Origin of the sequence: Acinetobacter sp. YH12249, from assembly GCF_013417475.1 — a bacterium.
Classification (GTDB): Bacteria; Pseudomonadota; Gammaproteobacteria; order Pseudomonadales; family Moraxellaceae; genus Acinetobacter.
Window position 1 is genome coordinate 65,504 of sequence record NZ_VPDX01000019.1, and the last position, 6,700, is coordinate 72,203.

The following is a 6,700-nucleotide window of genomic DNA, read 5'->3' on the forward strand; positions in this document are numbered from 1 at the left end:
AATGTTGCAAAAAGTTTTAATTGCAAACCGAGGTGAGATCGCCTTGCGCATCGCCCGAGCTTGCAAAACTTTAGGAATTAAAACAGTCGGTGTCTATTCAGACGCTGACAAAGACCTGATGCACTTACGCTTCTGTGACGAAGCCGTGTGTATTGGTCCTGGCGCAAGTAGCGACAGTTACCTGAATATTCCAGCCCTGATTACAGCTGCTGAAATCACCAGCGCAGATGCCATCCACCCTGGTTATGGCTTCCTGTCTGAAAATGCTGAATTTGCTGAAATCGTAGAAAGCTCTGGTTTTATCTTCATTGGTCCACGTCCAGAACATATTCGCCTGATGGGGAACAAGGTTTCTGCGATTATTGCCATGAAAAAAGCGGGTGTACCAACTGTACCTGGCTGTGATCATGCGGTGACGATTCACAATGCGCTTGCTGAAGCCAAAGAAATTGGTTTCCCGCTCATCGTGAAAGCGGCTTCCGGTGGTGGTGGTCGTGGTATGCGTATCGTAGAACGTGTGGATACCCTGCTTGAATCAGTACAAGCTGCGCAGCGTGATGCTGAAATGTGGTTTGGCGATGACACGGTTTATATGGAACGTTTCCTGCAAAAACCGCGTCACGTCGAAGTACAGGTTCTAGGCGATGGTAATGGTCATGCGATCCATTTATATGACCGTGACTGTTCTTTACAGCGTCGTCACCAGAAAGTACTTGAAGAAGCGCCAGCGCCTAACCTGCCAGAACAGGCTCGTGCTGACATTCTTGAGGCCTGTGTCAATGCTTGTAAATTGATGCAATATCGTGGTGCCGGTACATTCGAGTTCCTGTTTGAAGAAGGCGAATTCTTCTTTATCGAAATGAACACCCGTGTTCAGGTAGAACACCCTGTGACTGAAATGGTCACCGGTATCGACATCATTGAACAGCAGTTACGTATTGCGGCTGGTTTAGGTCTGGATATCCAGCAAGAAGATGTACGTGTTCAAGGTCATGCGATCGAATGCCGTATCAACGCTGAAGATCCATCGAACTTTATGCCATCTCCTGGCAAAATCGAGACTTTTTATGCGCCAGGTGGTGCAGGTATCCGTTTAGACTCTCATATCTATCCAGGTTACAGCATCCCGCCATATTATGATTCTATGATTGCCAAGCTAATTGCCCATGGTAAAGACCGTAAAACTGCAATAGCACGCATGAAGCAGGCCTTGGATGAAATGATTCTGACAGGTGTGAAAACCAATATTCCATTACACAAAGATCTGATTCTTCAGGATGAAAATTTCTGTGAACAGGCAATGGATATTCACTATCTGGAAAAACATTTGTTGAAGCAGCTTGAAGGTGCTGAAGACAAAGAAAAAGCTTGATCCAGTAATTGATCTAATAAAAAAACCGCTGAATTCAGCGGTTTTTTATATCTAGCCTTCAATCAAGGCAAAATGCGTCGAAGCACAGCAAAACATTGTTCTGCTTTTTCATTGGCACAGAAATTAATGGTATTTGAGTTCTGCCACTTCACAAAATACTGCGAAATCTCGCCTGACTGATCCACCTGATTACCGGAACAGTCTTTTTCATTATTGTCGTATTTAACCTGCATAATCAGCGCTGGAATCTGTGCAGCAGGATCTTGTGAAGGCTGATAGTCATACAGCCCTGTGGTCCATTCTGAACCGCTTTTAATCACTACGTTGTTATTGCCTTTAAAATTATAGTATTCAACACATTTCTTATTATCTGGAATTTCCATTCCCCATAGCCCGACAATTTCAGGACGGGTATTAATGGTAAAGGTATTCGGAACTTCGATAGGTTTCGCAATACTATTTGCAGTTTGATTATTGTTTTCTGTTGCCATTAGCCAAGATGAGCTCATGAGCAAGACAAGGCTAAGACAGGTTTTTTTCATATTCACAGGCTTCGTTTCAATCCTAATAATTAATTTTAACTTATCATATTTTTCGGGATCATATTCTGCTCTGCATCAGTTTAAATACCGAAATAAAACAAATTTTTATCATTATAGTTTAAAAACATGGATTTCCTTTTTTAATTTTTTTGTATATATTTCGTATACAAACGTATATTGATAACGTAAGTAAAAACAGATTATTCCAAGAATAAAGTTGTACTTTTGGGTAAAAAGCATTTCCCAAACAAAGTGATATTTCACAAATAAAAATTAGATACAGGACTTAGATTTGCGAATACCTCGAATCACAGACCAGAACTTGAATCCTGAAACATATGCCTACTTGGTCATTCTTTTCATTATTTTAGTGACTTGTTTGATTGGCATTATGACCAGAACACAGGATTACTTAGCCATACTCTGGCCTGCCAATGCTGCCTTACTGGCCATGTTTTTACGCTTCCCCCATTTAAACAATATGGGCGGGTGGCTAGGTGCTTTCTGTGCGTTCATGTTTGCCGATTTGGCAACAGGTAATAATCTATTACAAAGCCTGTTTCTAACACTTGCCAACCTGATTAGTACGATTGTATCGCTGTTTTTTATCCGATATTTCCAGATCAACTATAAGTACTACAATACTGGTTTCACTTTCGTGCATATGTTCGGCATCTGTGCATTCGCAGGATGCCTGGCCAGTGCAGTGTTTGCCGTTGCGACCTTACCCAATCTTCCCCATTCCTTTATGACCAAGGAAAATTTATGGATTGATTTCGGGCTGTGGTGGACAGGCGAAATGGTAAATTACATTATTGTCCTGCCGCTTTTTCTAGCCTTTCCTAGAACCAAAGATCTCAAGTATTTATTTAAAAACCGCAGAAAGAAGCAGAACTCTTTTAGTTATCTGCTGCCAGCAGGTACGGTAATCCTGTGTATTATCCTGAGTAATATTTTTGTCGGTCCAGGTGCCCTGCTTTATCCGTTGGCAGCTTTAATCTGGGCAGCACTGACCTATCGCATCTTTACGATTGCAATTATTAATGCCTTTGTAATCATTTTGATGTATTACAGCCTGACCCAGTTCTATGCCACTACACATGATACGTTGGCAGACTCGACCATTTATATCTCATTAAGGATCGGACTATTTATGCTGGCATTATCACCGCTGATCCTGTGTATCATCAGTCAGAACCGCAATGATCTGTTTAAACGGGTATTGTATTTGGCCAATCATGACAGTCTGACGCGTACCATGAACCGGCATTTTTTCTTTCAGAAAGGTGAATATTTACTGCAACATTCCAAGAGTGTGCAGTTTTCCCTGATTATGCTGGATATTGATCATTTCAAACGTTTAAACGATCATTTTGGCCATCATGTGGGCGATAAAGTACTGCAACACTTTGCTGAAATCATCCGTTCCAATTTACGTTCTCAGGATCTGTTTGCGCGTATTGGTGGTGAGGAATTTGTGATTTTGCTTTGGGATACCAAACCATCTAAGGCCCAGTTTATTGCCGAGCGTATTCGTGAACTGGTAGCTAAAACGCCAATGTATCAACCTGATGGATCACCGTTATCGATTACTGTGAGTCTCGGGATTACGCATCAACATGCCCCGCTTTCTCAGGATTTACAGCAACTGATCAATACCGCGGATCAGGCCTTATATCAAGCCAAACACTTGGGACGTAATCAGGTGGTGCTTGCATCCTGAACTGAAACCCTCTACAACCTTATAACAATATCAACGCTAGGGAATGCAGATGAAATTTGAAGAATACTTACAATACGATGGATTAGGACTGGCTGAACTGGTTAAAAATAAACAGGTGCATTCAAGTGAACTTTTATCAGTTGCCTTAGAACGCAGTGCAAATATTAATCCTGAAATCAATGCCATTATTATTCCCATGCATGAGCATGCCTTGCAGCGTACCCAGCAAAAACTGTCTGGCCCCTTTGTTGGAGTTCCATTTCTGGTCAAAGACCTGTTTCAGGAATATGCAGGTTATCCGACGTCTTATGGATGTCAGGGTTTAAAGCGTATCGGGTATATCGCTGAAACCAATGCCGAGATTGTTAATCGTTGGGAACAGGTAGGTATTGTGACCTTTGGCCGTACCAACACCCCTGAATTCGGAATTAAAGGCATTACAGAGCCAGATGCCTGGGGAAGCTGTAAAAACCCGTGGAATTTAAGACATAACAGTGGTGGCTCGTCAGGCGGCTCTGCTTCTGCTGTGGCAGCCGGCATTGTGCCAATTGCCGGTGCAGGTGATGGTGGTGGCTCAATTCGTATTCCGGCTTCCTACTGTGGTCTGTTTGGTTTAAAACCAAGCCGTGGACGTACGCCGTGGGGACCGCAAATGAGTGAGGCAATGCACGGTGCTGCCATTCAACATGTACTCACCAAAACTGTTCGGGATAGTGCGGCAATGCTGGATGCCACCCATGGTGAAGATCGCAGTTCACTGTTTACGATTCAACGTCCGCATACACATTATCTGGAAGTGATTCAGCAACCACCAAAAAAATTAAAAATCGCATTTAATACGCGTTCCAGCATTGATACGCCTGTTTCTCAAGATGCTATTAAAGCGGTAGAACAAACTGCCCGTTTACTGGAATCTTTAGGTCATGAAGTCGTTGAGGATCAACCGCAGATTGATGGCATGCAACTGGCTAAAGATTTTATTACGACGTGGTTTAGCCAGTTTTCTTATATGCTGGACGAAATCCAGAAAGGCTATCCATCCAGATCAGGCGATTTTGAACTGGATTCTCTGGCGCTAGCTGCTTTTGGTGCCAAAACGACGGCAATTGAATATATCCAAAATCTGACCAACTGGGGACAATATGTGACCCAGATGAATCATTTCTTTGATGATTATGATCTCTACCTGACACCAGCCACGGCCACTGTTGCACCCAAAAATGGCGAAGTCAAGACACCAAACTGGCAGAAGCCGATTCTTAAAGCTTTATTAAAAATGAATAAGGCACATTTATTGGCACAAGGTAAGCTGGTCGACCAGATTGTGAAAGAAAACCTAAAATGGGTGCCATTCACCCAGTTAGCCAATATTACCGGCCTTCCTGCAATGTCTGTACCGCTATACTGGAATGAAGATAACCTGCCTTTGGGCTCACAGTTTATTGCACCATTTGCCCGTGAAGATTTGCTGTTACAACTGGCCGCTCAATTAGAACAGGCTCAGCCCTGGTTTAATCAATATTCCAAAATCCGCATTTAATCATTCAATCGTATCTTAAACCTGCTTTTGCAATTCGACTTTGCTGGGTAAGCCAAATACCAGCAACAGGCCCAGCAAGGTCGACAGCGCAGCAGCAATAAAGATTGATGTTCCACCGACCTGATCCCAATAACGACCGGCTAGAATGCTGCCACTCGCCACGCCTAAGCCCCACATGGTGCTATACAGTGCCTGTCCACGGCCTTGCTGTCCAGCCGAGAAGTTCTGAAAAATAACCCGCATGGCAATCATATGGAATAAACCAAAACTCAGGGCATGAATGGTCTGGGCAAAAAACTGTGCCAGAAATGACGATGGAAATATGCCGACAGTCAACCATCTTAAACCAGTCATTAACAGGCATAGCATTGCCAGATGACGCCATGACCAGCGTGTCAGAAAGAATGTAGCGTAGGCAAACATAATGATTTCAGCAATGACTCCAACCGACCAAAGCAATCCGATCTGACTGGTACTGAATCCATTCTGGCTGAGATAGTTACTATAAAAACTATAAAACGGTGCATGCGAAAACAGCATGATCAATTCAATCAGGAAAAAACTGTATACCACTGGACGCTTGAAGATCGGCCATAAGGCTTCAAGTTTTTTCTGAGCTGTCGGTGCTGCTGTAGGTTCTTTGATGGTAAATGACCAGAGAAAAGCCAGAAATGAAATACAGAGCAATAAGATTGGTAGCATACTGATGCTGATAATTTCAAAAATTGCCCCTAAACCAAATACGCCAATAATAAATCCAATAGATCCCCACTTACGGACTTTGCCATAGAGCTCTGCCCTTTTCTCACCTAACCAGAATAAAGTCACGCCTTCAAACTGAGCCAAAATTGCATTTTGAAAGAAACTGAAAATCAGCATGAGCAAAGCAACTGACTGGAAGCTATTGGGAATGATAAAAATCATGAACCAGATACAGGCTTCCATCCAAGTAGCTATACGCACCAGCAACATGCGTTTCCCGGATTTGTCTGCAATCCATCCCCAAATAAATGGCGCAAAAAATCGGGTGACAATCGCAATCGAAGATAAAATCCCAATTTCCTGATAATTAAAGCCTTGATCCTCTAGATACAGACTCCAGAAAGGCATGAATGCGCCCACAATCGCATAATAAAAAAAGTAGAAAAAACTGAGTCTGTAATGAATAGCTAGAGATTGCATCAAACTAGATACTCTTTCATTTTTGATAACTTAAAATAAATATAAGTTGCGCTTAGTTGCATTGAATGGGTCTCGGTTGAGTCTAGTTAATCTATAAGCTAATCATCTATAGATTCTTCAAAGCTCTTTAACTAATTTTAGAAAAGTTAGATTTTAACTTAACCCGAATCGCGGATAAAAAATTGACTTGAAAAATAAGAGGACTAGAGCCATTAGTTGAGTTACCACACAAAACTTAAAACTCTAGTCCCGATGTTTAATAGTACCGAATTATTTTGCGTAATTGATGATTTCTTTCTTAAATTTGAAGCAACCTACTGGAATTTCCTTAAACAAAGTCG

General features: G+C 42.2%; 5 protein-coding genes and 1 pseudogene. 4 read left to right on the forward strand and 2 right to left on the reverse strand.

Going from position 1 to position 6,700, the window contains the following annotated elements:
* The first annotated feature begins 1 nt into the window (after position 1).
* Complete coding sequence (gene accC, locus FTV25_RS11170) at positions 2 to 1,372, forward strand: acetyl-CoA carboxylase biotin carboxylase subunit (RefSeq protein ID WP_175967543.1); 1,371 nt, start codon at positions 2 to 4, stop codon at positions 1,370 to 1,372.
* A 62-nt stretch (positions 1,373 to 1,434) separates the two neighbouring features.
* On the opposite strand, the gene FTV25_RS11175 is transcribed toward accC, so the two are convergent.
* On the reverse strand, positions 1,435 to 1,881 hold the full coding sequence (locus FTV25_RS11175) for a hypothetical protein (RefSeq protein WP_034171190.1): 447 nt from the start codon (positions 1,879 to 1,881) through the stop codon (positions 1,435 to 1,437).
* A 325-nt stretch (positions 1,882 to 2,206) separates the two neighbouring features.
* Between FTV25_RS11175 and FTV25_RS11180 the strand changes: the two genes are divergently transcribed.
* On the forward strand, positions 2,207 to 3,637 hold the full coding sequence (locus FTV25_RS11180) for a diguanylate cyclase (protein ID WP_179992476.1): 1,431 nt from the start codon (positions 2,207 to 2,209) through the stop codon (positions 3,635 to 3,637).
* Positions 3,638 to 3,686: 49 nt separating this feature from the next.
* Positions 3,687 to 5,177: an amidase gene (locus FTV25_RS11185; RefSeq protein WP_180003613.1), complete on the forward strand. Its 1,491-nt coding sequence runs from the start codon at positions 3,687 to 3,689 to the stop codon at positions 5,175 to 5,177.
* A gap of 15 nt (positions 5,178 to 5,192) precedes the next feature.
* On the opposite strand, the gene FTV25_RS11190 is transcribed toward FTV25_RS11185, so the two are convergent.
* Positions 5,193 to 6,359: an MFS transporter gene (locus FTV25_RS11190; RefSeq protein ID WP_179992474.1), complete on the reverse strand. Its 1,167-nt coding sequence runs from the start codon at positions 6,357 to 6,359 to the stop codon at positions 5,193 to 5,195.
* Between the two features lie 252 nt (positions 6,360 to 6,611).
* Between FTV25_RS11190 and FTV25_RS11195 the strand changes: the two are divergent.
* Positions 6,612 to 6,700 (forward strand): annotated as a pseudogene (locus FTV25_RS11195) (IS982 family transposase); the annotation flags it as partial.

Bases quoted from the DNA above. Each gene is read 5' to 3' on its own strand.
- accC (WP_175967543.1), top strand. From the start codon at position 2: ATGTTGCAAAAAGTTTTAATTGCAAACCGAGGTGAGATCGCCTTGCGC.
- FTV25_RS11175 (WP_034171190.1), bottom strand. From the start codon at position 1,881: ATGAGCTCATCTTGGCTAATGGCAACAGAAAACAATAATCAAACTGCA.
- FTV25_RS11185 (WP_180003613.1), top strand. From the start codon at position 3,687: ATGAAATTTGAAGAATACTTACAATACGATGGATTAGGACTGGCTGAA.
- FTV25_RS11190 (WP_179992474.1), bottom strand. From the start codon at position 6,359: ATGCAATCTCTAGCTATTCATTACAGACTCAGTTTTTTCTACTTTTTT.